This window comes from Agromyces badenianii, from assembly GCF_003070885.1.
Classification (GTDB): domain Bacteria; phylum Actinomycetota; class Actinomycetes; order Actinomycetales; family Microbacteriaceae; genus Agromyces; species Agromyces badenianii.
On record NZ_CP028913.1, the window covers coordinates 386,802 to 410,212 of the forward strand.

Genomic DNA, 23,411 nt, shown 5'->3' on the forward strand with positions numbered 1-23,411 from the left:
CTCCTCGACCAGCGGTTCCACGACCGGCATCTCGAACACGACCGACACCTCGAACACGACCGACACCTCGAAAGGAGCATGCCCATGCCGTACCTCGCACGCCGCGTCGGGCAAGCGCTCGTCGTGCTCGTCCTCGCCTTCACCGTGACGTTCGTGCTGTTGCAGGCACTGCCCGGCGACGCGGTCCTGATCAAGTTCGAAAGCCCCGAGCTCGGGCTGTCGCCGGAAGAGATCGACGACATCAGGGCGAGCTACGGCGCGGACGTGCCGCTCTGGCAGCAGTACCTGCACACGGTCTCGGGCTTCCTCGTCGGCGACTTCGGGTACTCCGTGCAGTACGGCACGCCGGTGCACGAGCTGCTCGGCGCAGCGCTGCCCGAGACACTCGCGCTCGCGGGGCTCGGCTTCCTCGTCGCGGTGCTCCTCGCCGTCGCGCTCGCGTTCCTCTCGACGCTCGCGCCGTTCGCGTGGCTGCGGCAGGCGCTCCGTTCGCTGCCCGGCGTGTTCGTCTCGGTGCCGGTCTTCTGGCTCGGCATCGTGCTGATCCAGGTCTTCTCCTTCCAGTTGAACCTCGTGCCGGTCATCGGGGCCGACCCCGTGCAGGCGCTCATCCTGCCGGTGCTGACGCTCGCGATCCCGATCTCGGCGCCGCTCGCGCAGGTGCTCGCCCGCTCGATCGACGACGTGCAGCTGTCGCCGTTCGTCGCAGTCGTGCGAGCCAAGGGCGCCGGTCCGGCGCGAGTGCTGTGGCGGGATGTCGCGCGCAACGCCCTGCTGCCGACGATCACGATCGCGGGCGTCCTGATCGGCGAGCTCATCGGCGGCGCCGTGGTCACCGAGACCGTCTTCGGTCGGGCGGGCGTCGGTCGCCTGACCGAGCAGGCGGTCACGAATCAGGATGTCGCGGTGCTGCAGGCCATCGTGATCCTCGCCGCGGTCGTGTTCGTCGTCGTGAACCTCGTCGTCGACCTCGTCTATCCCGTGCTCGACCCGAGACTGAAGCGGAAGGCGGTGGCGGCATGAGCGTCGACAGCGAACTGGTCGGCAGCGCGATCGTCAGGAAGGCGAAGGGTCTCGCGACTCGTCCTCGTTCGTCGGACGCTCCTCGACCGGCGGGGGCGACGGCGACGGACGTGCCTCGACCGGCGGCCGGGCACCGGCTCCGCGGCATCCGTGCCGGGCTCGTGCTCGCCTGGCTCGTCATCGCCGTCGTGATCGCGTGGGCGATCGTGCCGTGGCTCTTCACCGGACAGAACCCGATCAGCGGCGTTCCGGCCGAGAAGCTGCAGGCGCCGAGTCTCGCGCACCTCTTCGGAACCGACGCGATCGGCCGCGACCTCTTCACCCGCGTGGTCTACGGCGCGGTGAACTCACTGTCGGGCGCATTCGTCGCGGTGACGGTCGGCCTCGTCGGCGGCACCCTGCTCGGGGTGCTCGCGGGCTCGCTCGGCGGCGTGATCGATGCGATCGTCATGCGCGTCGTCGACGTGCTGCTGTCCATCCCCGGCCTGCTGCTCGCGCTCTCGATCATCATCCTGCTCGGCTTCGGCACCGTGACCGCGGCGATCGCCGTCGGCGTCGGCTCGATCGCGGCGTTCGCCCGCCTCTCCCGCTCCGAAGTGGTGCGAGTGCGGCAGAGCGACTACGTCGAGGCCGCGTTCGGTTCGGGTGCGAGGCTGCACACCGTGCTGTTCCGGCACGTGCTGCCCAACTCGCTCACCGCCGTCATCGGGCTCGCCGCCCTGCAGTTCGGCGCAGCGATCCTCGCGATCTCGACGCTCGGCTTCCTCGGCTACGGCGCACCGCCGCCGACGCCCGAATGGGGTCTGCTCATCGCCGAGGGCCGCAACTACGTCGCGACCTCGTGGTGGCTCACCGTGCTGCCGGGGCTCGTGGTCGTCGCCGTCGTGCTCTCGGCCAACCGCATCAGTCACGGACTCGGGAGGAACCGATGAGCGCACCGCTGCTCGCGATCGAGCACCTCGACGTCGCCTACCGCACCTCGGACGGGCCTCGCCGCGTCGTGCACGACGTCTCGTTCGACGTGCTCCCGGGCGAGGTCGTCGCCCTCGTCGGCGAGTCCGGTTCAGGCAAGACGACCACTTCGAGCGCCGTGCTCGGGCTGCTGCCGGGTGGCGGACGCATCGAATCCGGAGCCATCCGGCTCTCGGGCACCGACATCTCGGGATGGAACGACCGGCGACTGCAGAGCGTGCGCGGCGCCCGCATCGGCTACATCCCGCAGGACCCGGTGTCGTCGCTGAACCCGGTGCGCCCCATCGGCGTGCAGCTCGCCGACGCGTTCCGCATCCACCGTCGCGGCGACCGCCGCGACCACCGCGGCCGCGTGCTCGAACTGCTCGAGCGCGTCGGCCTCGACGACCCGGCGCTCCGCGCGAGGCAGTACCCCCATGAACTCTCGGGCGGCATGCGGCAGCGCGTGCTCATCGCGGGCGCCGTGGCCCTCGAGCCCGAGCTCGTGATCGCCGACGAGCCCACGAGCGCCCTCGACGTGACCGTGCAGCGGCGCATCCTCGACCTGATCGACGAGCTGCGCAGCGAGCACGGCACGGCGGTGCTGTTCGTCACCCACGACCTCGGCGTGGCGGCCGAGCGCGCCGAGCGCGTCGTCGTCATGCAGAACGGCCGAGTCGTCGAGCACGGAGAGACCGGGGCGGTGCTCGACGCTCCCGCGCAGGAGTACACGAAGCAGTTGCTGGCGGATGCCCCGGGGCTCGCCGAGCACGCGTTCCGCCACCCCCGCCCACCGCTGTACCTTCGCGACGCGAGCGTCGCGGCGGCCGAGAACCCCTTCGTGCTCGAGGCATCCGGGCTCGTGAAGGAGTACTCGCTCGGCCGCGGCCGTGAGCCGTTCCGAGCCGTCGACGAGGTGTCGTTCAACGTGCTGCGCGGAACCACGCACGCGATCGTGGGGGAGTCGGGCTCGGGCAAGACGACGACCGCGCGCATCATCGCGCGATTCGTGACGCCCGACTCGGGTGACGTCAGGCTCGGCGGCGAGTCCGTGACCGCGCTCGCGGGGGCGGCCAAGCGCGCGTTCCGGCGCCGGGTGCAGCTCGTCTACCAGAACCCGTTCGCCTCGCTCGACCCGCGTCAGTCGGTCGAGGAGATCATCGCCGAGCCGCTGCGCAACTTCGGCGTCGGCGACCGACGTTCGCGGGCGGAATCCGCTCGACGGCTCATCGACCGGGTCGCGCTGCCCGAGGGAGTCGCTTCGCGCCGCCCGTCGGAGCTGTCGGGCGGGCAGCGTCAGCGCGTGGCGATCGCGCGCGCCCTCGCCCTCGAACCCGAGCTCGTCATCCTCGACGAGGCCGTGTCGGCGCTCGACGTCACCGTGCAGGCGCGCATCCTCGAGCTGCTCGAGGAGCTGCAGGGCGAACTCGGCCTCAGCTACCTCTTCATCTCGCACGACCTCTCGGTCGTCGCCCGCCTCAGCCACTCGGTGTCGGTGATGCGCCGCGGCCGCATCGTCGAGACCGGGCCGACGGAGCGGGTCTTCCGGGCACCGCAGCACGACTACACCCGGGAACTGCTCGATGCGGTTCCCCGAAGAGCAGCACCCACAGGAAAGGCCATCGCATGACCCGGATCGGATTCTTCACCAGGCTGCTCGACGACGCCGGTCCCGCCGAGCGATACCGCATCGCGACCGAGCAGATCGTCGCCGCCGAGCGCCACGGCTTCGACTCGGCCTGGGTCGCGCAGCATCACTTCCACGCCGCGGAGGGCGGGCTGCCCTCGCCGTTCGTGTTCCTCGCGCACGCGGCAGCGGCGACCACGCGGATCCGGCTCGGCACCGCCGTGGTGACGCTGCCGCTCGAAGACCCCGTGCGCGTCGCCGAGGACGCGGTCGTGCTCGACCTGCTCTCGGGCGGGCGGGCCGAACTCGGCGTCGGCTCGGGCTCGACGCCCGCGTCGTTCCTCGCGTTCGGCGAGCGCTTCGAGGATCGCTCCGAGGTGTTCGCCGAGAAGCTCGACGCCCTCGTGGCAGCGTTCGCCGGCGGCGCGCTCGCCGACGAGGCGAACCGTCTGCACCCTTCGGGCCGCGACCTGCTCGGCCATGTCTGGCAGGCCACGTTCTCGGCCTCGGGCGGTGCCCGCGCCGGGCGTGCCGGTCACGGCCTGATGCTCTCGCGCACGCAGCCGAGGCCGGCGGCCGCGCCTGGCGGGCCCGGGCGGCGCGCATCGATCGCGGAGCTGCAGCAGCCGATCGTCGACGCCTATCTCGAGGCGCTGCCGCACGGAGCGACCCCGCGCATCCTCGCCTCGCGCACCCTCTTCGTCGCCGACTCCCGCGATGAGGCGCGTCGCCACGCGGAGCTCGGGATCAGGCGGGCCGCGGTGATGTTCGCGCGCGCCGGGCAGCCGCCGATCGGCGACACGCTCGACGAACTCATCGCCTCGTACGACGCGCACGTGGGCACCGTCGAGGAGGTCATCGAATCGCTCGCCGCCGACACCGTCGCCGCGCAGGCGACCGAGGTGGCGTTCCAGGTGCACTCGGTGGACCCGCCGCATGAGCTCGTGCTCCGCTCGATCGAGCTCATCGCGAGCGAGGTCGCCCCCGCGCTCGGATGGGGAAGCCGCGTCTCCGCCGACGCCGCCTGAACCCGACCGCCAGCAGAGCCACCACCAGACCGCACGACCGAACGCACGACCAAACGCACGACCTCGAAAGGACGACCATCATGACCGACATCATCGACCGGCTCGCGGGGGTGACACCGGGCGGGACCGTCGACGCACTGCGCCGGCACCGACCCGCCACGCGTGACAACGCGCAGGCGAGCTACCACGCCCTGTTCGAGAACATCGAAGCGGCGAGCGCGACGCTCGCCGAACGTGCGGCCGTCGCCCAGTTCGTCGCGATCCTGCACGACGACGAGGTGGCCGCCGCCCACTACGCCGCCCTCACCCGCGAGTCCGGCGGCGAGGCGCTCGAGCGCGCCGTCACCGAGCTCGCCGAGGCCGGTCGCACCGAAGGGCCCTATGGCGAGTACCCGGCCGAGGGACCCCTCGTCGGCGAGAGCGTCGCGGGGCTCCGCTTCGCCGTCGACGATCACGCCCGCGAGATCTTGGGCGAGCGAACCGCAGCATCGCTCGAGCACGCACACCTGCTCGTCTTCCGCCCGCGGGAGTCCTCGGTCGCGGCGCTCACCGCGCTGGGCGCCGCGGGCTGGTCGACCGACGGCATCGTCACCCTCTCCCAGCTCGTGTCGTTCCTCGCGTTCCAACTGCGCGTCGCGGCCGGGCTCCGCCTGCTCGACACGGAGGACGCAGCATGACCGAACAGACGATCGACCGGGCCGAGGCGGCCACCACGTGCACGGCGGGTGCCCCGGCGCCCGCTGCCGCCGGCATCCTCAGCCACCCCGAGGCATCCGTGCCCCTGGCTTTCACGCAGGCCGAGATCGGCTGGCTGCCGTGGCTCGAGCCGGCGGAAGAGGCGACGCTCACCGAGCGTCAGTACGAGGGGCTCGTCGACCGCGGGCGTGCCAAGAGCGACTACTTCCGGCTGCTCGTGCGCGACCCCGACATCCTGAGGGCGCGCACGCTCACCGACAAGGACATCTTCTACAACGCGAACGACGGCCTGCCCCGCGCCGAGCGCGAGCTCGCTGCAGCCGCCACGAGCCGCTTCAACGGCTGCATCTTCTGCGCATCGGTGCACGCGCGCTTCGCGACGCACCACTCGAAGCGTCATGACGACGTGCAGCGCCTGCTCGACGACGGCATCGACGCGGTGCAGGATGCCGCGTGGCGCGCCATCATCGATGCGTCCGTCGCCCTCGCAGCGACGCCGTCGCGACTCGAGACGCGGCACCTCGACGCGCTGCGAGCAGCGGGCTTCGACGAGCAGGCGGTCTCCGACGTCATCCACTCGGCGGCGTTCTTCAACTGGGCGAACCGGCTCATGCTCTCGATCGGCCAGCCCGACAACCCGCCCGGCGAGTAGGCACCGCGGAGGCCGTGTGTCGTAATGCGTCGCGGTGTGACTCAGTGCGGCGGGCGACGGTTGAGCGGGGTGCCCCGCGAACCGTAGCCTCGTCGCCAACCACCGGCAACCGAGGAGCATCCGTGATCGTCAGCGAGCAGCGCGCGACGGCGACCCGTCTGGGCGCTCGCCGCGTCCAGACGGTGTCCGAAGTGCTCGACGCGCTGCCCGCTGCGGCGCAGAATGACGTCGCGATCGAGGTCGACGTGAGTGATGTGCCGGGGTCCGCACGCAGTGCGGGCCCCGGCCCCCTCGCCGCGCTCGCCGATGCCGGCCTCGAGGTTCCCGTGCTCGGCGGCGGGCTCGCGCGGCACGTGAACCTCGACATCGCAGCCTCCGCCCCGGCGTTCGACGTCGTGGCGGCGCACGTGGCCCGGGTGCTGCCGTACTACGCGAGCGTGCATCGCGGAACGGGGTACCCGTCGCAGGTGTCGACCTCGCTCGTGGAGGACGCCCGGCTCGTGGTCGCGCGGCACGTCGGCGCCCGAGACGACGACCTCGTCGTCTTCACCCGCAACACGACCGATGCGCTGAACCTGCTCGCCGGCGCGGTGCCGGGCGACACGGTGGTGCTTGACCTCGAGCACCACGCCAACCTGCTGCCGTGGCACTCGCGCCGGGTCGTCGAGGCGCAGGCGACGATCGCCGGCACGCTCGACGCCCTCGACGCCGAGCTCGCTCGGCGGCCCGCAGCACTGCTGTCGGTGACCGGCGCATCGAACGTCACCGGCGAGGTGCTGCCGATCGGATTGCTCGCCGGCATCGCGCATGCCCGCGGCGCACGCATCGCGGTCGACGCCGCGCAACTGCTTCCGCACCGTCGCGTCGACCTCGTGGCATCCGGCATCGACTACCTCGCGTTCTCGGGTCACAAGGCGTACGCGCCGTACGGGGCCGGAGCACTCGTCGGTCGCGCCGACTGGCTCGATTCCGCCCCCGCGTACCTCGCCGGCGGCGGAGCCGTCGACACGGTGCGCATCGACGGCGTCGATTGGAAGCGCGGTGTCGAACGCCATGAGGCGGGCACCCCGAACGTCGTCGGCATCGTTGCGCTGGCCCGCGCGCTCGCCGAACTCGAGCGGCTCGGCGACGACGCGCGCCGTGACCACGAGCACGCGCTCACCGTGCGCCTGCACGAAGGACTCGCCGCCCAGCCGGGCGTGCGGGTCATCCGCAGCTTCGCCGACACGGCGGCGGGGCTCACCGGCTCAGACGACGCAGGGCTCGGCGACCGCCTCGCGATCGCCACGATCGAACTCGAGCGCGGTTCGGTGGGCCTCCTCGCCGCGGCCCTCGGCGCGGAGCACGGCATCTCGGTGCGCGCCGGCCGATTCTGCGCGCACCCCTTCTTCGAACGCGCGGCGTCGCGCTCCAACGGACTGCGCGCGAGCCTCGGCGCAGGCAGTTCGGCCGACGACGTCGACCGATTCCTCGACGCGCTCGCCTCGCTCGTCGCCGACGGTCCGGCGCACGCCTACGAGCGTTCGCACGGCGGCTGGTGCCCGCGCGTCGACGACCGGCCTCGGCCGCACTTCGGCGACTGACGCCGAAGGCGGCGCATGTCGTCGCCCGTTCGCGTCACGACGTGCGGGTCGGGGCGGTGCGGCGTACCGTTGAAGGCGGAGCCGTCGATGGATCACGACCATGCACCTCTGACTGCCCGCCGCGACGAGTTGCGGCGCATCGTCTACGGTGCGCCCGGTGGCCACGAGTCGAACGCCGTGGCCGAACTGGCCGACGTCGAGCGGCGGCTCGAGCAACTCGAGCAACTCGAGCAGCTCGCGCAACTCCGAGCGATGCAGGAGAGCGCGGCCGGGTCGACTGAGGGCGATCGGGCTGCGGCGGGCGGGGTCGATGACGGGGTCGTCGCCGGCACTGGCCTGTCGAGGCCGCGACGAGGACGGCCGTGGTTCGCGCGTCCCGTGGTCGCGATCCTCGGGGCGGCCGTGGCCGTCGCGGTCGGCGGCGGCCTCGCCGTGGCGCTCGATCCGTGGTCGGGCGCCGGCGAACCGCCACGGGGACTCGAGGTGTTCGAACGCGCCGACGACGACGTCGATGCGGCCCCGCGTGCGTTCGTTGCGGCGCTCGGCAGGGAAGCCGTCGCGACCTTCCGGAACATCGGCCGTGCCGTCGGGCACGACGTGTGGGTCTTCCGCGACGGCCGCGATGTCTGCATGATCGCGCAACGACGGCCCTGGAGCAGTTGGGGCGCGAACTGCGTCAGCGAGACGAAGTTCATGCGCTCGGGCATCAGCCAGTTCATCACCTACGACGAGTTCAGCGGTCAGGCGCGACCCGCGGGCCTCGACTACTCGAGCGCCGTCGAGTTGACCTGGACCAACGGATCCGCCGAGGTCGAGTGGTCGATCGTGCCCGCGTCGCGCGCAGCGGTCGACGGCGTCTGGGTGTGGGTGCCCGCCTCCGCCGATGGCGGATCGGTGCCGATGACTTACGAGGAGTGGTCGACGGTCGGGCCCGGCGCCGGCCCGAACGGCTCGTAGGGGAGAATCCGCAGTACCCACGCCGCCCGCTTTGCGGCACACTGAGCGCATGGGATCAGCGTTGACCACCATCGGATTGCCCGTCGCCCTCGGCATCATCATGTTCGGACTCGGCCTCTCGCTCACGCCCGGCGACTTCGCGCGCGTGGCGAAGCATCCCAAGGCGGTGATCGTCGCACTGCTCTGCCAGCTGGTGGTGCTGCCCGCGGTATGCCTCGCCCTCGTGCTGCTCTTCCGTCTGCCGCCCGTGCTCGCCGTCGGCATGATGCTGCTGGCGGCGTCGCCCGGCGGCACGACCGCGAACCTCTACAGCCACCTCTTCCGCGGCGACGTCGCCCTGAACATCTCGCTCACCGCGATCAACTCGGTGCTCGCCGTCGTCACGCTGCCGCTCATCACGAACCTCGCGATCGGCTACTTCCTGCCGGGCGACGACACCCTCGGCCTGCAGCCGGCGAAGACCGTCGAGGTGTTCGTGATCGTGCTGCTGCCGGTCGTCGCCGGCATGCTCGTGCGCTGGGCGCGGCCCGGCTTCGCCGACCGCATGGACAAGCCCGTGCGCATCGCTTCCGTCGTGATCCTCGTGGTCGTCATCGCGGGTGCGATCGTGTCGAACCTGGGCCTGCTCCTCGAGCACGCCGGCAGCCTCGCCGGCATCACGGTGCTCTTCTGCCTGCTGAGTCTCTCCGTCGGCTACGTCGTGCCGCGGATGGTGCGGGTCGGCCCCGCCCAGTCGATCGCGAGCTCGTTCGAGATCGGCATCCACAACGCGACGCTCGCGATCGTGATCGCGCAAACCGTCGTCGGCAGCGTCGAGATGAGCCTGCCCGCCGCGGTCTACGGCGTGCTCATGTTCTTCGTGGCACTCGGGTTCGGCTTCCTGATCAGAGGGCGGGGCACGGCGCGCGATCGAGCGGATGCCGCGACCGCGGCGGTACCCGCGACGCGATCGGGCGGGCGAGCACCCGGGGACTGAGCCGCGCGGCGGCGGGATGCGCTCCGCCGCCGACGTCGTGGGGCGGGAGATGGCGAGCGAGAACGAGCTGGAACGTCGTCGGGACGAACTGCAGCGCATCGTCTACGGCTCGTCGGGTGAGCCGCCCGCCGCCGTCGTCGACGAGCTGGCCGAGGTGCAGCGGGCGCTCGCGGGTCGCGCCGGAGGCGAGCACTCGGGCCGCGCGGTGGACTCGGGCCGCGCGGCCTCGAACTCGTCGGACGGCTCGCCCGACGGCTCGGTCGGTGAATCCTCGCCCGACCCGGCGAGGGCCCGTTCGGTCGACGACTCGCGCGCTCGCCCCGAGGTGGCGGAGGCTCGATCCGACCGTCGCCGAGCGCGGCGCTTCAGCGGACTCGCGGTGGCCGTCGCCGCGCTCCTCCTCCTGGCGGGTGGGTGGGCGGTGCTCACGCCCGTGCGGGCCGTGCTCTCGCCGCCCGGCGGCCTCGGGATCTTCGAGCGAGCCCAGAGCGCCGAGGAGCAGGAGCTCGCCGAGGAGGTCGTCGTCGGAGTGCGGCTGAACGAGGTCGAACGCAGTGGGCTCCGCGCCGTCGGCACCGCCGTCGGCCACGAGTTCTGGGTGCTACGGCGCAACGAGCGCGTCTGCATGCTCTCGCGGCGCGAGTTCTTCTTCGATTGGGTCAGCACGTGCGTATCGCTCGAGGCCTTCCGGGAGCACGGCCTCGAGCGGCGCATCCCCGCCGACGAGATCCGAGGCGGGGCGAGGCCGCCCGACGTGCAACGCGGCGACGTCGTCATTGTGAGCTGGGGCCCGGGCTCGGTCGGCGTCGATTGGCGTGTCGAGCCTGTTGCACGGCGCTACGGCACGGCCGAGTATCACCGCCCGGTGCCCCGCGAGCACTTGCTGCAGTGATTCGTAGACTGGGAGGCACGCACGGAAGGGGAGGCATGCAGCCGCTGGTCGAGAACGACATCGTCTCGTCGCTCGGGAACGCGCACCCCGGCGAGCTCGAGCAGCTCTCGCTCCCGGTGCGGTTCTTCCTCACCGAGTGGGCCCCGCTCGATGCGTTCGCGTGGCGCGACCCGCGCATCCCCTCGCGCGGCTACCTCGTCACCGAGCTCGAGGGCGCACCGGCCGGGGTGGTGCTCCGGGCTTCCGACCGCACGGGCTCGCACCACCGCGCCGCCATCTGCAACCTCTGCCACACGCAGCAGCCCGGCGACCAGGTCGAGCTGTTCTCGGCGCGACGCGCGGGTGTCGCGGGCGAACGCGGCGACAGCGTCGGCACCTACATCTGCGCCGACCTCGCCTGCCAGGAGACGGTGCGGCTCGGCCGCCCGCCCGCGCCGTCGGAGGTGCAGCCGAGTGCGCAGGAACTCGAGCGCATCGAGGGTCTGGCCCGCCGCACGAGGGCGTTCGTGGCCGACGTGCTCGGGGTGCGCTGAGCGTGCGCCGAAGCGGAGCCCGCCGGGCTGGGCGACCATCGGCGTCGGCGCCGATGGATCAGGCGTCAGGCCGCGGCATCCGGAGCCACCGGATCGAGGGTCGGACGCTTCGCCGAGCGCCCGTCGCCCGATGAACGGCCGGTGAGTCGCCGCCCGATCCACGGCAGCACGAACTCGCGGTAGTAGGCCGCGGTGTTGCGGCTCCTCGGGCCGGTCGGTGCCGCGGCGACCTCGTCGACGCCCCACTCGGCGGGCACGGGCACGCCGAGGCCCGTCAGCACATTGCTCGCGACCCGCGCGTGGCCGAGGGCGTTCAGGTGCAGCTTGTCGGGCGACCAGTAGCGGATGTCGCGGAGTCCGCGATCGTTGAAGTTGTCGACGAAAGTGACGCCGGGGACCTCGGCGAGGTCGACGAGCGCTGCGGTGAGGCGCGCGCCGCGGGCGTCGAACAGCTTGCCCATCGGCAGGTGCTCGGTCGGATTCGCACCGCTCAGCATGAGCACGTGGATGCCCGCGGCGCGGATGCGCTCGATCGCGTCGCGGAAGCGCGAGGCCGTGACCTGTTCGTCCATGCGGGGGCGGAGCATGTCGTTGCCGCCGCCGTTGAAGCTCAGGAGGTCGGGGCGCAGGGCGATGGCGCGATCGAGTTGCTCGTCGATGATCGGCCCGAGCTTGCGGCCGCGGATCGCGAGATTGGCGTACCTGACCGGCTCGCGCGCCGCCGCGGCGAGGCCGAGTGCGACGAAGTCGGCCCAGCCGCGCACCGATCCGTTCGGCAACTCGTCGCCGACGCCCTCAGTGAAGCTGTCGCCGATCGCCGCGTAGGAATGGAACATGCGTCCACGGTAGCGCCACGTGCGGAACACGGGACCGGCCCGCACCGGCGATGCCGCACACGCGGTCGGATGCCGGAGTCAGCCGGCGTGCTGCACGCGGTCGGATGCCGGAGTCAGCCGGCGTGCTGCTGGTGCTCGAGCACGCAGTCGGCACCGGGATAGAGCAGGGTCTCGTGCCCGTCGTCGAATCGCACGAGATAGGGCGGGCCGCCGTCTTCACCGCGCACCTCGAGGATCTCGCCGCGGCGCGTGGCCTGGCCGACCTGCTTGCCATGGATGATGAGGTGTTCTCCGACGGTTGCATGCATCGCGTCCTCCTCCGGTTCTTCCAGCGTACGCCGGTGCCGAGGCGGGCGGTAGGCCTCGCAGACGGGCGCGCGGCGCTTCCCACGGCCGTCGTCGGCGGCTATGGTGGCCGAGTGGGTCAAACGTCCCACTTTGGACGATCGGATGCCGCGGCATCCGCTCACCGCGAGTTGCCGACGAACAGCGAGGTTCTCATGGGCGATGCCGCCACCCCCCATCACTCGGCCGAACCGGCGCCGTTCCCGCGGGGATTCCGCTGGGGTGCGGCGACCGCGGCGTTCCAGATCGAGGGCTCGACGAGCGCCGATGGCCGCGGCGAGTCGATCTGGGACGTCTTCACGCGCACGCCCGGCCTCGTGCTCGACGGGGCGAACGCCGAACTCGCGGCCGACAGCTACCGGCGCTACCGCGACGACGTGGCACTGCTCGCCGGGCTCGGCGCCGACGACTACCGCTTCTCGATCGCCTGGCCGCGAGTGCAGCCGGGCGGCACCGGGCCGGCGAACGAGGCCGGCCTCGACGCCTACGAACGTCTCGTCGACGCGCTGCTCGCCGCGGGAATCGCTCCCGTGCCGACGCTCTACCACTGGGACCTCCCGCAGCAGCTCGAAGACGCGGGCGGCTGGCTGAACCGCGACACCGCGTCGCGCTTCGCCGACTACGCGGCGCTCGTGGTCGACCGGCTCGGCGATCGCGTCGGCCGCTGGATCACCCTGAACGAGCCCGCCATGACGACCCTGCAGGGCTATGCGCTCGGCACCCAGGCGCCCGGCCGCGCCCTCATGCTGGGCGCGCTTCCCACCGCGCATCACCAGCTGCTCGCGCACGGGCTCGCCGTCGCCGCGATCCGGGCGCGCGGCGCCGGCGAGGTCGGCATCACGAACAACCACACCCTGGTCGTGCCGGCGACGGATGCCCCGGAGGACCGCCTGGCCGCGGGCGCCTTCGACCTCGTGGTCAACCGCATCTTCGCAGGCCCCGTGCTCGCCGGCGCCTACCCCGACCTCTCGGGATTCGGGCTCGACGCGATGCCCGGCCTCGAAGCGGGCGACCTCGACGTGATCGGCGCCCCGCTCGACTTCTACGGGGTCAACTTCTACAACCCGACGCGCGTCGCCGCGGCATCCGCCGGCTCGGAGTTCGCCGCCGCCGGCCTGCCGTTCGAGCCCGTCGACTTCGAGGGCGTGCCGACGACGGGCTTCGACTGGCCGATCGTGCCGGCGGCGTTCACCGAGCTGCTCGTGTCGCTCGGCGAGGACTACGGCGAGCGCCTGCCGCCCATCGTGATCACCGAGAACGGGGCGTCGTTCCCCGACGAGGTCGTGGGCGGCGAAGTGCACGACGCCCGGCGCATCGCCTACCTCGAGGAGCACATCGCCGCGGTGCGCCGGGCGATCGAGCTCGGCGCCGACGTGCGCGGCTACTACCTCTGGTCGCTGCTCGACAACTTCGAGTGGGCCGAGGGCTACACGCAGCGGTTCGGGCTCGTGCACGTCGACTTCGACTCGGGGGAGCGCGTGCCGAAGGACTCGTACGCCTGGTACCGGGAGTTCATCGCGGGGGCCCGCGGTCTGAGCTGACGCCCGGGCGCGCGGGCGGGAGGTGTCGGGCGACGGAGCCCGGATGCCGCGTCAGTCGACGGCGAGGAGCGCCGCCCACAGATCGGCCCGTGCGTGGAAGCCCGACAGGTCGCGGCCGAGGAGCCGCTCGGCGAGTGCGATGCGGCTGCGCACGGTGTGCCGGTGCACGCCGAGGGCCCGCGCGGCCCGGTCGAACTGCCCGCCGTGCTCGAGCCAGGTGCGCGTGGTCGCGAGCAACGCGGTGCCGGCCGCGGCGTCGTGCTCGGTGAGCGGGGCGAGCGTCGCGAGGGCGACGGCACGGGCATCGGTGCGGGCGAGGAACGCGAGCACCCCCTGGCGGCTGATCTCGTCGAACGGCACGACGCCCGAACCCGACTCGCGAGCGCGCTCGAGCGCCCGCAGCGCCTGCTCGTGCGCGAGCGCGATGCCGCCCGTGGCCACCGGGTCCGAGATGCCGACGGGCAACTCGAACTCCGTCGCGAGCTCGTCGGCGAGCCCCGCGTCGGACTCCTCGACGATGAGCACGAACTGCTCGTCGTCGCGCCCGAAGAAGAGTCGCCCGCCCCGCTCGTCGACGCGCAGTTCGAGCAGCTCGGTGAGGCGATCGGCGCTCGCGATCGGGACATCCGTCACCGCGATGCGAACCGGCGCCGCCGGGAGCGGCCCCCACATCTCGGTCGCGACCCGTTCGGCGAGCGAGAGCTCGCCCGCGAGGATGCCGCGCAGGAGCCCCGACCGGAGGTGACCCCTGGCCCGGTCGAGGTTGCGATTCTGCTCGAGCGCGAGACCCGCGAGGGCGATCACCGAGGTGACGACTTCGCGGCCGGCCTGGTCGAGCTCGGGGGAGTCGCCGATCGCGATGACCCCGCGCAGCGCTCCGCCCGTGCCGAGGGTCTGCAGCGTCATCCGCTGCGGGGCACCGGTCGACTCGCCCGCGAGCAGCGTGCGACCGGCGCGCTGGCCGCGGCGCAGCATCGACCGCGCCTCGCCGACGACCTCGCCGAGCAGCGGCTGGTCGAGCCCGCCCGACGGAGCCTCGCGGTCGAGCGACCCGGTCGCGTCGATGAGCCCGACCCAGGCGCCGATGCGGTGCGAGAGTTCGGCGAGGGTCGCCGACAGCCCGTCGGGGCGGAGCGCCGCGAGCGAGATCGCGCGCTGAGCGCTGAGCGCCCAGGCCTGGCGGGCGTTGGCGTCTTCGGCGATGAGGTCGGCGACCGTGCGCGCGATCGCGATGAACGGCACCCGGTAGGGCACCTCGAAGAGCGGCAGGCCCTGCGCGGCGCAGGCGTCGACGAGCGACTCGGGGGTGCCCTCGCGAATCACCTCGGTGCCGAAGCCGAGGGCTGCGACACCTGTCGCGCGGAGTCGCTGCACGTAGGCCGCGGCGAATGCGGCGTCGGCGTCGTCGCCGAACTGGGTGCCGGTCGTCAGCAGCACGTGACCGGCGTCGAGGAAGGGGGTGGGGTCGGCGAGGTCGGAGCTGTGCGCCCAGACGACGGGCGCGGCGAGCGCGCCGTCGGGCAGTTCGGGCGCCTGCGTGAGCAGGCCGAGCCCGAGCTCGGGGCGGTCGAGCAGGGTCTGCACGGTGGGCTGCACGGCGATCTCCCTGCTGTACGTGGTGTCGAAGAACTGCAAGCAGAGTGTACAGGCGGGCGCTCGGGCATCCGCTCCGCCCGACCTAGCATTACGGCACCAGCCACCGTCGTCAGCCTGCATCGGAGCACTCATGACTCTCGTCGACACCCCGGCCATCACGACCGGGGGACCTTCGCTCGCACAGGAGCGCCGTCTCGTCACCGCCATCCCAGGCCCGCGCTCGCAGGAGCTCATGGCCCGCAAGGCCGCGGCCGTCGCCTCGGGCGTCGGCACGACCATCCCCGTCTCGGTGGTCGCAGCAGGCGGCGGCGTCATCGTCGACGCCGACGGCAACTCGCTCATCGACCTCGGCTCGGGCATCGCGGTCACCGGTGTCGGCAACGCGAACCCCCGCGTCGTCGAGGCCGTCACCGCGCAGCTGAACGCCTTCACGCACACGTGCTTCACGGTCGCCCCGTACGACAACTACGTCGCGGTCGCCGAGAAGCTCAACGCCCTCACGCCCGGCGATCACGTCAAGCGCTCGGCCCTCTTCAACTCGGGCGCCGAGGCCGTCGAGAACGCGGTCAAGATCGCCCGCCACTACACCAAGAAGCAGGCCGTCGTCGCGTTCGACCACGCCTACCACGGACGCACGAACCTCACGATGGGGCTCACCGCGAGGAACATCCCGTACAAGAGCGGGTTCGGACCATTCGCCTCAGAGGTGTACCGCGCGCCGCTCAGCTATCCCTTCCGCGACGGCGGCCTCTCGGGCGCCGAGGCAGCGGCCCGCGCCATCTCGGTCATCGAGAAGCAGGTCGGCGCCGAGAACCTCGCCGCGATCATCATCGAGCCGATCCAGGGTGAGGGCGGGTTCATCGTTCCGGCGCAGGGCTTCCTCCCCGCGCTCGTCGAGTGGGCCCGCGCGAACGACGTCGTGTTCATCGCCGACGAGGTGCAGACCGGCTTCGCCCGCACCGGCGCCTGGTTCGCGAGCGAGCACGAGGGCATCGTGCCCGACCTCGTGGTCACGGCGAAGGGCATCGCCGGTGGCCTGCCGCTCTCGGCGGTCACGGGGCGCGCCGAGATCATGGACTCCGCGATGGCCGGCGGCCTCGGCGGCACCTACGGCGGCAACCCGCTCGCCTGCGCCGCGGCGCTCGCCACGATCGAGTCGTACGAGGAAGACGGCCTCATCGGGCGCGCTCGCGAGATCGGCGCCGTGCTGATCGGCCGGCTCAACGCCCTGCGCACGGCCGACCCCAGGATCGGCGACGTGCGCGGCCGCGGCGCGATGGTCGCGATCGAGCTCGTCGACCCCGAGACCGGCGCGCCCGACGCGGCGCTCACGAAGGCCGTCGCCGAGCACGCCCACGCGAACGGCGTCGTCGTGCTCACCTGCGGCACCTACGGCAACGTCATCCGCTTCCTGCCGCCGCTCACGATCTCCGACGAACTGCTCGTCGACGGCCTCGGCGTCGTCGCGGAAGGACTGAAGACCGCATGACCGGCCCCCTCGCGGCGAAGACGGTGCACCGGTGGCGCGCCGACGAGGCGAAGTCCAGACTGGAAGAACGGATGTGGAACGCGTCGCCGAAGCGCACGAGCTGCGCGGCCTCCACCCCTGATCGTCCGCACCGACCGAACCCCTGATCGCCACTCACGGAACATCGAACGGAAAGCACACGCATGACGAACGCAACTCTGGAAGCCACGGTGCTCGACAAGGTCGACGGCGGCCTCTTCATCGGCGGCGAGTGGGTCGGGGCCGAGGGCGGCAAGACCCTCGCCGTCGTCGACCCGTCGACCGGCGAGACCATCAAGGAGATCGCGGACGCCTCCGTCGCCGACGGCATCCGCGCACTCGACGCCGCGGTGGCCGCGCAGGATGCGTGGGCCGCGACCGCCCCTCGCGAACGCGGTGAGCTGCTGCGCCGCGCCTTCGACCTGCTGCAAGAGCGCAAGGAGGAGTTCGCGCTGCTCATGACGCTCGAGATGGGCAAGCCGCTCGCCGAGGCGCGCGGCGAGGTCGCCTACGGCGGCGAGTTCCTCCGCTGGTTCAGCGAAGAGGCCGTGCGCATCTCGGGCCGTTACGGCCTGAACCCCGAGGGCACCGGCCGCATGATCGTCTCGCAGCGCCCCGTCGGCCCGTCGTTCTTCATCACGCCGTGGAACTTCCCGCTCGCCATGGCGACGCGCAAGATCGCACCGGCACTGGCGGCGGGATGCACCGTGGTGATCAAGCCCCCGGCGCTCACGCCGCTCACGACCCTCGCGTTCGTGCAGCTGCTCGAAGAGGTCGGCCTGCCCGCCGGCGTCGTGAACGTCATCGCGACGTCGACCTCGTCGAAGGTCTCGGGCCCGATCATCGCCGACCCGCGCCTGCGCAAGCTGAGCTTCACGGGCTCGACCGAGGTGGGCCGCAGCCTCATGAAGGAGGCGGCGCAGGGCATCCTCCGCACCTCGATGGAACTCGGCGGCAATGCGCCGTTCGTGATCTTCGACGACGCCGACCTCGACAGGGCCGTCGACGGTGCGATGCTCGCGAAGTTCCGCAACATCGGGCAGGCCTGCACCGCCGCCAACCGCTTCATCGTGCACGAGTCGGTCGCTGACGAGTTCGGCACCCGGGTGGCCGAGCGCGTGCGTGCGATGCGCGTCGGGCGGGGCACCGAAGACGGCGTCGCGATCGGCCCGCTCATCGACGCGAAGGCGGTCGCCTCGACCGACGAGCTCGTCAGCGACGCGGTCGACAAGGGCGCGCGGGTGCTCGCCGGCGGCGCTCCCATCGACGGTGCCGGCACCTTCTACGCGCCGACCGTGCTCGGCTCCGTGCCGGCCGACGCCCGACTCCTCCGTGAAGAGATCTTCGGCCCGGTGCTCGGCATCACGACGTTCTCGACCGAAGACGAGGCCGTGCGCCTCGCCAACGCCACCGAATACGGCCTCGTCTCCTACGTGTTCACGCAAGACCTCGCGCGAGGTCACCGCATGATCGACCGTCTGGCCACGGGCATGATGGGCCTGAACACGGGCCTCGTCTCCAACGCGGCCGCGCCGTTCGGCGGCATCAAGCAGTCGGGCATCGGCCGCGAGGGCGGGCTCGAGGGCATCCACGAGTACCTCGACACGAAGTACACGCTCATCCCGGTGAGCTGAACCAGGCGAGCGGATGCCGCGGCCGCGCGCCGCGGCATCCGCTCGCCCATATCCAGACATCCGATTTCAGGAAAGCAGAGACCATGGAACGCATCGACTGCGACGTCGTCATCGTCGGCGCCGGGGCATCCGGCCTCACCGCCGCCAACACACTGAAGGATGCCGGCAGGAGCGTCGTCGTGCTCGAGGCGCGCGAGCGCATCGGTGGCCGCCTCTGGACCGACGACATCGACGGCGCGATGCTCGAGATCGGCGGCCAGTGGGTCTCGCCCGACCAGGATGCGCTCATCGAGACGCTCGCCGAGCTCGGCCTCGAGACGTACTCCCGCTATCGCGAGGGCGAGAACGTCTACATCGATGCGAGCGGCGAGCGCCGGCTCTTCGAGGGCGACATCTTCCCGGTGCCCGCGAAGACCGAGAACGAGATCGTCGGCCTCATCGAGAAGCTCGACGCGCTCGTCGCCGAGATCGACCCCGACGCACCCTGGGCGCACCCGCGCGCGAAGGAGCTCGACGAGATCTCGTTCGCGCACTGGCTCGAGACGCAGACCGACGACGAGGAGGCGCGGCTGAACATCGGCATGTTCATCGCCGGCGCCATGCTCACGAAGCCGGCGCACGCCTTCTCGGCGCTGCAGGCGCTGCTCATGGCGGCATCCGCTGGCTCGTTCTCGAACCTCGTCGACGCCGACTTCATCCTCGACCAGCGCGTCGTCGGCGGCCTGCAGCAGGTGCCGCTGCGCCTCGCCGAGCGGCTCGGCGACGCGGTGCGGCTCGGCCAGCCCGTGCGCACCGTGCGCTGGCAGCCGGATGCCCCGGCCTCGGGTGTCGTCGCGGTGACCGACTCGCTCGAGGTGCACGCCAAGCACATCGTGCTCGCGCTGCCGCCGATCCTCATCAGCCGCATCTCGTACGAGCCGCCGCTGCCGCGTCGCCAGCAGCAGCTGCACCAGCACCTGTCGATGGGGTTCGTGATCAAGGTGCACGCGGTCTACGAGACGCCGTTCTGGCGCGAGGCCGGGCTTTCGGGCACGGCGTTCAGCCCGTACGAGCTCTGCCACGAGGCCTACGACAACACCAACCACGGCGACCCGCGGGGCACGCTCGTCGGCTTCGTCTCCGACGAGGAGGCGGACGGCGTGTTCTCGCTCACGCCCGAGGAGCGGAAGGCCCGGATCCTCGAGTCGATGTCGCACTACTACGGCCCCGAGGCACTGAACCCGGTCGTGTACTACGAGAGCGACTGGGGCTCCGAGGAGTGGACTCGCGGCGCGTACGCCGCGAGCTTCGACATGGGCGGGCTCGCACGGTACGGAGCCGACCTGCGCACCCCGGTCGGGCCGATCCACTTCTCGTGCTCCGACATGGCGGGCAAGGGCTACCAGCACGTCGACGGGGCGATCCGGGTCGGCCGCGAGGTCGCCGCCGAGATCCTCGGGAGCAAGTGATGCCCACCCGCATCGTCGTCGGCTACATCGCCAACGAGAGCGGTGCCGACGCGCTCGCCCTCGCGACCCGCATCGCCCGCGCGAGCGAGGCCGTGCTCGAGGTCGTCATCGTGCTGCCGAGCGAGGCGCGCGGCAGCGTCGTTCCGCCGGATGCCGGATACGAGCGGTTCCTCAGGGAACGCTCGCGCACGTGGCTGGCCGAGGCCTCGGCCGCGCTCGGCGACGAGGTGGCCCAGTCGCTGCACATCCGCTACGCGGAGTCGTTCGCCGAGGGCCTGATCGCGGCCGCGCACGAGTTCGAGGCGATGCTCATCGTCGTCGGCGCGGCGCGCGGCGGCATCCTCGGACGCGTTCGCATCGGTTCGGTCGCGAACGAACTGCTGCACTCCTCCGACGTGCCGGTGGCGCTCGCCCCCGCGGGGTCGCGCGAAGTGCCGACCGGTCAGGGCGTGACCCGCATCACGGCCGCGGTCGGCACCAGGCCGGGGGCCGAGGGGCTGCTCGAGGCATCCGTGCGGCTGGCCCGGCTCACGCATGCGCCGTTGCGGCTGCTCTCCCTCGTCTCGATCGACCTGCCGGCCGGCATGGACGAGGAACTCGCCCAGCTCACGAGCACCGTGCACGCCGAGGAGGTGCTGCTGACAGCCCGGCGCGCCCTGCCCGAGAGCGTGGAGTCCACCGCGGTCACTGCGAAGGGCACGACCATCGAGGCCGCCGTGCAGTCACTCGACTGGCATGCGGGCGAGCTCGTGCTCGTCGGCTCGAACCGGCTCGCGACACCGAGCCACCTGTTCCTCGGCTCGACGGCGGCCAAGATGCTGCGCGAGCTGCCGGTGCCGATGATCGTGGTGCCGCGCACCGCGACGGCGCGCGCCACGACGCCGCGCACCACGACCTGAAAGAGACGGCAATGACGCATCCCTCCGACAACCCGGCGCCGATCACCGAGGCATCCCGCGCCATCGACGGCGCGGCCGGCGGTCTCTCGAAGAAGGGCCTCTCGGCCGGTTCGGTCGGCCTCATCGGCGCGATCGTCATCGGCATCTCGTGCATCGCCCCCGCCTACACGCTGACGGCCGCGCTCGGACCGACGGTGTCGGAGGTCGGCGTGCAAGTGCCGGCGATCATCCTCGTCGGCTTCATCCCGATGCTGCTCGTGGCGTTCGGCTATCGCGAACTCAATCGCCGCATGCCCGACTCGGGCACTTCGTTCACGTGGGCGACCCGCGCGTTCGGGCCGTGGGTGGGGTGGCTCGCCGGCTGGGGGCTCGTCGCCGCGACGATCCTCGTGCTGTCGAACCTCGCGGGCATCGCCGTGGACTTCCTCTTCCTCCTGATCTCGCAGATCGCGGGCAATCCCGACATCGCCGACATCGCCGCGAACCCGTTCGTCAACGTCGTCACGTGCCTGCTGTTCATGCTCGGCGCGACGTGGATCTCGTATCGCGACATGCAGACGACCCAGAAGCTGCAGTACTGGCTCGTCGGCTTCCAGGTCGCCGTGCTCGTCATCTTCTCGGTCGCGGCGCTCGTCGAGGTCGCGAACGGCAACGCCTTCGACGCGACCGCGATCGAGCTCTCGTGGTTCAACCCCTTCGCCGTCGAGTCGTTCTCGGCGTTCGCCGCGGGGCTCTCGCTCTCGATCTTCATCTTCTGGGGCTGGGACGTCACGCTCACGATGAACGAGGAGACGCGCGGTTCGGAGAAGACCCCGGGCCGGGCGGCGACCATCACCGTGGTCACGATCGTGGTGCTCTACCTGCTCATCGCGGTCTCGCTCATCGCCTTCGCGGGCGTCGGCACCGGCGAGTTCGGCCTCGGCAACCCCGACATTCAAGACAACGTGTTCTTCCACCTCGCGGGCCCGATCCTCGGCCCGCTTGCGGTGCTCGTCTCGCTCGCCGTGCTCACGAGCTCGGCGTCGAGCCTGCAGTCGACCTTCGTTTCGCCCGCGCGCACCCTGCTCGCGATGGGGCACTACGGCGCCCTGCCCGAGAAGTTCGCGAAGGTCAGCCCGCGCTTCTTCACGCCCGGCTACGCGACGATCGTCTCGGCGATCGTGGCCTCGGTCTTCTACGCGGTCATGCGCTTCGTGAGCGAGAACGTGCTGTGGGACACGATCACGGCGCTCGGCATGATGATCTGCTTCTACTACGGCATCACGGCGTTCGCGTGCGTCTGGTTCTTCCGAGCGGTGTGGTTCCGTTCGGTGCGCAACGTCTTCTTCACGCTGCTGTTCCCGCTCGTCGGCGGGGTCATCCTCGCGGTGCTGTTCTTCACGACGCTGATCGACAGCATGGACCCCGACTACGGTTCCGGCTCGTCGGTCGCGGGGCTCGGGCTCGTCTTCGTGCTCGGCGTGGTCGTGCTGCTCTCGGGCGTCGTCATCATGCTGTGGCAGTGGCGGAAGCGCCCGGCGTTCTTCCGCGGCGAGACCCTCTCGCGCGCGGTCGCTGAGGACTGAGCACGACCTCGAACCGCCACCGTGGGCGCGCACGATCGAACTGATCGACGCCTGGAGATCGTCCCGATCCGCGCATGCCAGTTCCCCCTCATCGACGAGGGAAAACTGGCATACGCCATTCGGAGAAATGCTCGCCCATCGGTCGAAGCGGGGAGACGGACAAGCGGGCGGCGCGAGGGAGCTCGGCGGGGACGGTGTCGAGACGTGCGGTCTCGAAGGTGTGCACGGGTCCGCACGTAGACTGGCGGGGTGCCAGTGAACCCCGAGCTGCAGGGGCGGGTCCTCCCGCCGACCGAGCCCTACCTCGTCGGTCGTGAGAAGGTGCGCGAGTTCGCCCGTGCCGTCTTCGCGACGAATCCGATCAACCTCGATCCCGAGGCCGCGCGCGCGGCCGGCTACGACGACGTGGTCGCTCCGCCGACCTTCCCGATCGTCGTGCAAGAGCTCACGCTCGCCCAATTGCTGGCCGAGCCCGACGCCGGCATCGACTTCTCCCGAGTCGTGCACGGCGATCAGCGCTTCAGCTACTCACGCCCCGTCGTCGCCGGCGACCTGCTCACCGCGACCCTGACGGTCTCGAGCGTCAAGACCCTCGGCGCGCACTCGATCGTCGTCGCCGAGTCGGTCATCGTCGATGCCGACGGCGCCCACGTGGTGACCGCCCTGTCGCAGCTCGTCGTGCGAGGAGAAGACTGATGCCCGCCCCCGACTTCGCCTCCCTCGCCGTCGGCGACATCGTCGCCGAGCAGTCGTTCCCGCTCACCCGTGACTCGCTCGTGCGTTACGCCGGCGCTTCGGGCGACTTCAACCCGATCCACTACCGCGACGACGTCGCGCACGCGGTGGGCCTTCCCGGTGTGCTCGCCCACGGCATGCTCACCATGGGGTTCGCGGTGCAGCCCGTCGTCGACTGGGCCGGCGACCCCGGCCGCGTCGTCGACTACCAGGTGCGCTTCACCCGCCCCGTCGTCGTCGACCCCGCGATCGGCGCCGTCGTCTCGGTGATCGCGAAGGTCGGCCAGCTCGACGAAGCCGAGACCGTGGCCCGCATCGACCTGACCGTGAAGGTCGGCGAAGAGACGGTGCTCGGCAAGGCGCAAGTGCGCGTCGCGCTCGGCTGAC

General features: G+C 71.5%; 22 protein-coding genes. 19 read left to right on the forward strand and 3 right to left on the reverse strand.

From position 1 onward, the window contains the following. The first annotated feature begins 84 nt into the window (after positions 1–84). From DCE93_RS01810 to DCE93_RS01860, 11 genes are all read left to right on the forward strand, one after another. Positions 85–1,023, forward strand: a complete 939-nt coding sequence (locus DCE93_RS01810; protein ID WP_108594384.1) for an ABC transporter permease — start codon at positions 85–87, stop codon at positions 1,021–1,023. Further along, complete coding sequence (locus DCE93_RS01815; RefSeq protein WP_108594385.1) at positions 1,020–1,955, forward strand: ABC transporter permease; 936 nt, start codon at positions 1,020–1,022, stop codon at positions 1,953–1,955. The genes DCE93_RS01810 and DCE93_RS01815 overlap by 4 nt, the downstream gene beginning before the upstream one ends. Then, positions 1,952–3,604: a dipeptide ABC transporter ATP-binding protein gene (locus DCE93_RS01820; RefSeq protein WP_108594386.1), complete on the forward strand. Its 1,653-nt coding sequence runs from the start codon at positions 1,952–1,954 to the stop codon at positions 3,602–3,604. The genes DCE93_RS01815 and DCE93_RS01820 overlap by 4 nt, the downstream gene beginning before the upstream one ends. Further along, entirely contained in the window at positions 3,601–4,629 is a 1,029-nt protein-coding gene (locus DCE93_RS01825) for a putative FMN-dependent luciferase-like monooxygenase (RefSeq protein ID WP_108594387.1), read from the forward strand. The genes DCE93_RS01820 and DCE93_RS01825 overlap by 4 nt, the downstream gene beginning before the upstream one ends. Before the next feature lie 80 nt (positions 4,630–4,709). Then, on the forward strand, positions 4,710–5,306 hold the full coding sequence (locus DCE93_RS01830; protein WP_108594388.1) for a CMD domain protein: 597 nt from the start codon (positions 4,710–4,712) through the stop codon (positions 5,304–5,306). Continuing rightward, the gene (locus tag DCE93_RS01835; RefSeq protein ID WP_108594389.1) at positions 5,303–5,977 is read left to right on the forward strand and encodes an alkylhydroperoxidase domain protein; all 675 of its coding nucleotides are present in this window, start codon (positions 5,303–5,305) and stop codon (positions 5,975–5,977) included. The genes DCE93_RS01830 and DCE93_RS01835 overlap by 4 nt, the downstream gene beginning before the upstream one ends. Before the next feature lie 122 nt (positions 5,978–6,099). After that, positions 6,100–7,560, forward strand: a complete 1,461-nt coding sequence (locus DCE93_RS01840; RefSeq protein ID WP_205647452.1) for an aminotransferase class V-fold PLP-dependent enzyme — start codon at positions 6,100–6,102, stop codon at positions 7,558–7,560. An 87-nt stretch (positions 7,561–7,647) separates the two neighbouring features. Beyond that, positions 7,648–8,517, forward strand: a complete 870-nt coding sequence (locus tag DCE93_RS01845) for a hypothetical protein (protein WP_108594390.1) — start codon at positions 7,648–7,650, stop codon at positions 8,515–8,517. A gap of 61 nt (positions 8,518–8,578) precedes the next feature. Beyond that, a complete protein-coding gene (locus tag DCE93_RS01850; protein WP_244284213.1) occupies positions 8,579–9,493 on the forward strand; it encodes a bile acid:sodium symporter family protein in 915 nt (304 codons plus the stop codon). A 16-nt stretch (positions 9,494–9,509) separates the two neighbouring features. Next, a complete protein-coding gene (locus tag DCE93_RS01855; RefSeq protein WP_146184915.1) occupies positions 9,510–10,385 on the forward strand; it encodes a hypothetical protein in 876 nt (291 codons plus the stop codon). A 35-nt stretch (positions 10,386–10,420) separates the two neighbouring features. After that, complete coding sequence (locus DCE93_RS01860; protein ID WP_108594393.1) at positions 10,421–10,918, forward strand: FBP domain-containing protein; 498 nt, start codon at positions 10,421–10,423, stop codon at positions 10,916–10,918. 65 nt (positions 10,919–10,983) lie between these two features. On the opposite strand, the gene DCE93_RS01865 is transcribed toward DCE93_RS01860, so the two are convergent. Further along, positions 10,984–11,754, reverse strand: a complete 771-nt coding sequence (locus tag DCE93_RS01865) for an SGNH/GDSL hydrolase family protein (RefSeq protein WP_108594394.1) — start codon at positions 11,752–11,754, stop codon at positions 10,984–10,986. 113 nt (positions 11,755–11,867) lie between these two features. Next, entirely contained in the window at positions 11,868–12,062 is a 195-nt protein-coding gene (locus DCE93_RS01870; protein WP_108594395.1) for a DUF1918 domain-containing protein, read from the reverse strand. Between the two features lie 111 nt (positions 12,063–12,173). Between DCE93_RS01870 and DCE93_RS01875 the strand changes: the two genes are divergently transcribed. Then, on the forward strand, positions 12,174–13,640 hold the full coding sequence (locus tag DCE93_RS01875; RefSeq protein WP_244284214.1) for a GH1 family beta-glucosidase: 1,467 nt from the start codon (positions 12,174–12,176) through the stop codon (positions 13,638–13,640). A 51-nt stretch (positions 13,641–13,691) separates the two neighbouring features. Here the strand turns inward: DCE93_RS01875 and DCE93_RS01880 are convergent, their stop codons facing one another. After that, complete coding sequence (locus tag DCE93_RS01880; protein WP_235825323.1) at positions 13,692–15,275, reverse strand: PucR family transcriptional regulator; 1,584 nt, start codon at positions 15,273–15,275, stop codon at positions 13,692–13,694. 91 nt (positions 15,276–15,366) lie between these two features. Between DCE93_RS01880 and gabT the strand changes: the two genes are divergently transcribed. The 7 genes from gabT to DCE93_RS01915 all read left to right on the forward strand — a co-directional run bounded on the left by gabT (position 15,367) and on the right by DCE93_RS01915 (position 23,410). Further along, positions 15,367–16,725, forward strand: coding sequence for a 4-aminobutyrate--2-oxoglutarate transaminase (gabT, locus tag DCE93_RS01885; RefSeq protein WP_108594397.1), 1,359 nt, complete (start codon positions 15,367–15,369; stop codon positions 16,723–16,725). A 182-nt stretch (positions 16,726–16,907) separates the two neighbouring features. Continuing rightward, positions 16,908–18,377: an NAD-dependent succinate-semialdehyde dehydrogenase gene (locus DCE93_RS01890; RefSeq protein ID WP_108594398.1), complete on the forward strand. Its 1,470-nt coding sequence runs from the start codon at positions 16,908–16,910 to the stop codon at positions 18,375–18,377. An 83-nt stretch (positions 18,378–18,460) separates the two neighbouring features. After that, entirely contained in the window at positions 18,461–19,825 is a 1,365-nt protein-coding gene (locus tag DCE93_RS01895; RefSeq protein ID WP_108594399.1) for a flavin monoamine oxidase family protein, read from the forward strand. After that, positions 19,825–20,724 carry a universal stress protein gene (locus tag DCE93_RS01900; protein WP_108594400.1) on the forward strand — a complete coding sequence of 300 codons (900 nt, stop codon included), beginning with the start codon at positions 19,825–19,827 and terminating at the stop codon, positions 20,722–20,724. The genes DCE93_RS01895 and DCE93_RS01900 overlap by 1 nt, the downstream gene beginning before the upstream one ends. Positions 20,725–20,735: 11 nt before the next feature. Continuing rightward, positions 20,736–22,289 carry an APC family permease gene (locus tag DCE93_RS01905; RefSeq protein WP_108594401.1) on the forward strand — a complete coding sequence of 518 codons (1,554 nt, stop codon included), beginning with the start codon at positions 20,736–20,738 and terminating at the stop codon, positions 22,287–22,289. A 249-nt stretch (positions 22,290–22,538) separates the two neighbouring features. Then, positions 22,539–22,985, forward strand: a complete 447-nt coding sequence (locus DCE93_RS01910) for a MaoC family dehydratase N-terminal domain-containing protein (protein ID WP_108594402.1) — start codon at positions 22,539–22,541, stop codon at positions 22,983–22,985. Beyond that, entirely contained in the window at positions 22,985–23,410 is a 426-nt protein-coding gene (locus tag DCE93_RS01915) for a MaoC family dehydratase (protein WP_108594403.1), read from the forward strand. Before DCE93_RS01910 ends, DCE93_RS01915 begins: the two co-directional genes overlap by 1 nt. Position 23,411 lies beyond the last annotated feature (1 nt).

Bases quoted from the DNA above. Each gene is read 5' to 3' on its own strand.
- DCE93_RS01810 (WP_108594384.1), top strand. From the start codon at position 85: ATGCCGTACCTCGCACGCCGCGTCGGGCAAGCGCTCGTCGTGCTCGTC.
- DCE93_RS01815 (WP_108594385.1), top strand. From the start codon at position 1,020: ATGAGCGTCGACAGCGAACTGGTCGGCAGCGCGATCGTCAGGAAGGCG.
- DCE93_RS01820 (WP_108594386.1), top strand. From the start codon at position 1,952: ATGAGCGCACCGCTGCTCGCGATCGAGCACCTCGACGTCGCCTACCGC.
- DCE93_RS01825 (WP_108594387.1), top strand. From the start codon at position 3,601: ATGACCCGGATCGGATTCTTCACCAGGCTGCTCGACGACGCCGGTCCC.
- DCE93_RS01830 (WP_108594388.1), top strand. From the start codon at position 4,710: ATGACCGACATCATCGACCGGCTCGCGGGGGTGACACCGGGCGGGACC.
- DCE93_RS01835 (WP_108594389.1), top strand. From the start codon at position 5,303: ATGACCGAACAGACGATCGACCGGGCCGAGGCGGCCACCACGTGCACG.
- DCE93_RS01845 (WP_108594390.1), top strand. From the start codon at position 7,648: ATGGATCACGACCATGCACCTCTGACTGCCCGCCGCGACGAGTTGCGG.
- DCE93_RS01855 (WP_146184915.1), top strand. From the start codon at position 9,510: ATGCGCTCCGCCGCCGACGTCGTGGGGCGGGAGATGGCGAGCGAGAAC.
- DCE93_RS01860 (WP_108594393.1), top strand. From the start codon at position 10,421: ATGCAGCCGCTGGTCGAGAACGACATCGTCTCGTCGCTCGGGAACGCG.
- DCE93_RS01865 (WP_108594394.1), bottom strand. From the start codon at position 11,754: ATGTTCCATTCCTACGCGGCGATCGGCGACAGCTTCACTGAGGGCGTC.
- DCE93_RS01870 (WP_108594395.1), bottom strand. From the start codon at position 12,062: ATGCATGCAACCGTCGGAGAACACCTCATCATCCATGGCAAGCAGGTC.
- gabT (WP_108594397.1), top strand. From the start codon at position 15,367: ATGACTCTCGTCGACACCCCGGCCATCACGACCGGGGGACCTTCGCTC.
- DCE93_RS01890 (WP_108594398.1), top strand. From the start codon at position 16,908: ATGACGAACGCAACTCTGGAAGCCACGGTGCTCGACAAGGTCGACGGC.
- DCE93_RS01895 (WP_108594399.1), top strand. From the start codon at position 18,461: ATGGAACGCATCGACTGCGACGTCGTCATCGTCGGCGCCGGGGCATCC.
- DCE93_RS01900 (WP_108594400.1), top strand. From the start codon at position 19,825: ATGCCCACCCGCATCGTCGTCGGCTACATCGCCAACGAGAGCGGTGCC.
- DCE93_RS01905 (WP_108594401.1), top strand. From the start codon at position 20,736: ATGACGCATCCCTCCGACAACCCGGCGCCGATCACCGAGGCATCCCGC.
- DCE93_RS01915 (WP_108594403.1), top strand. From the start codon at position 22,985: ATGCCCGCCCCCGACTTCGCCTCCCTCGCCGTCGGCGACATCGTCGCC.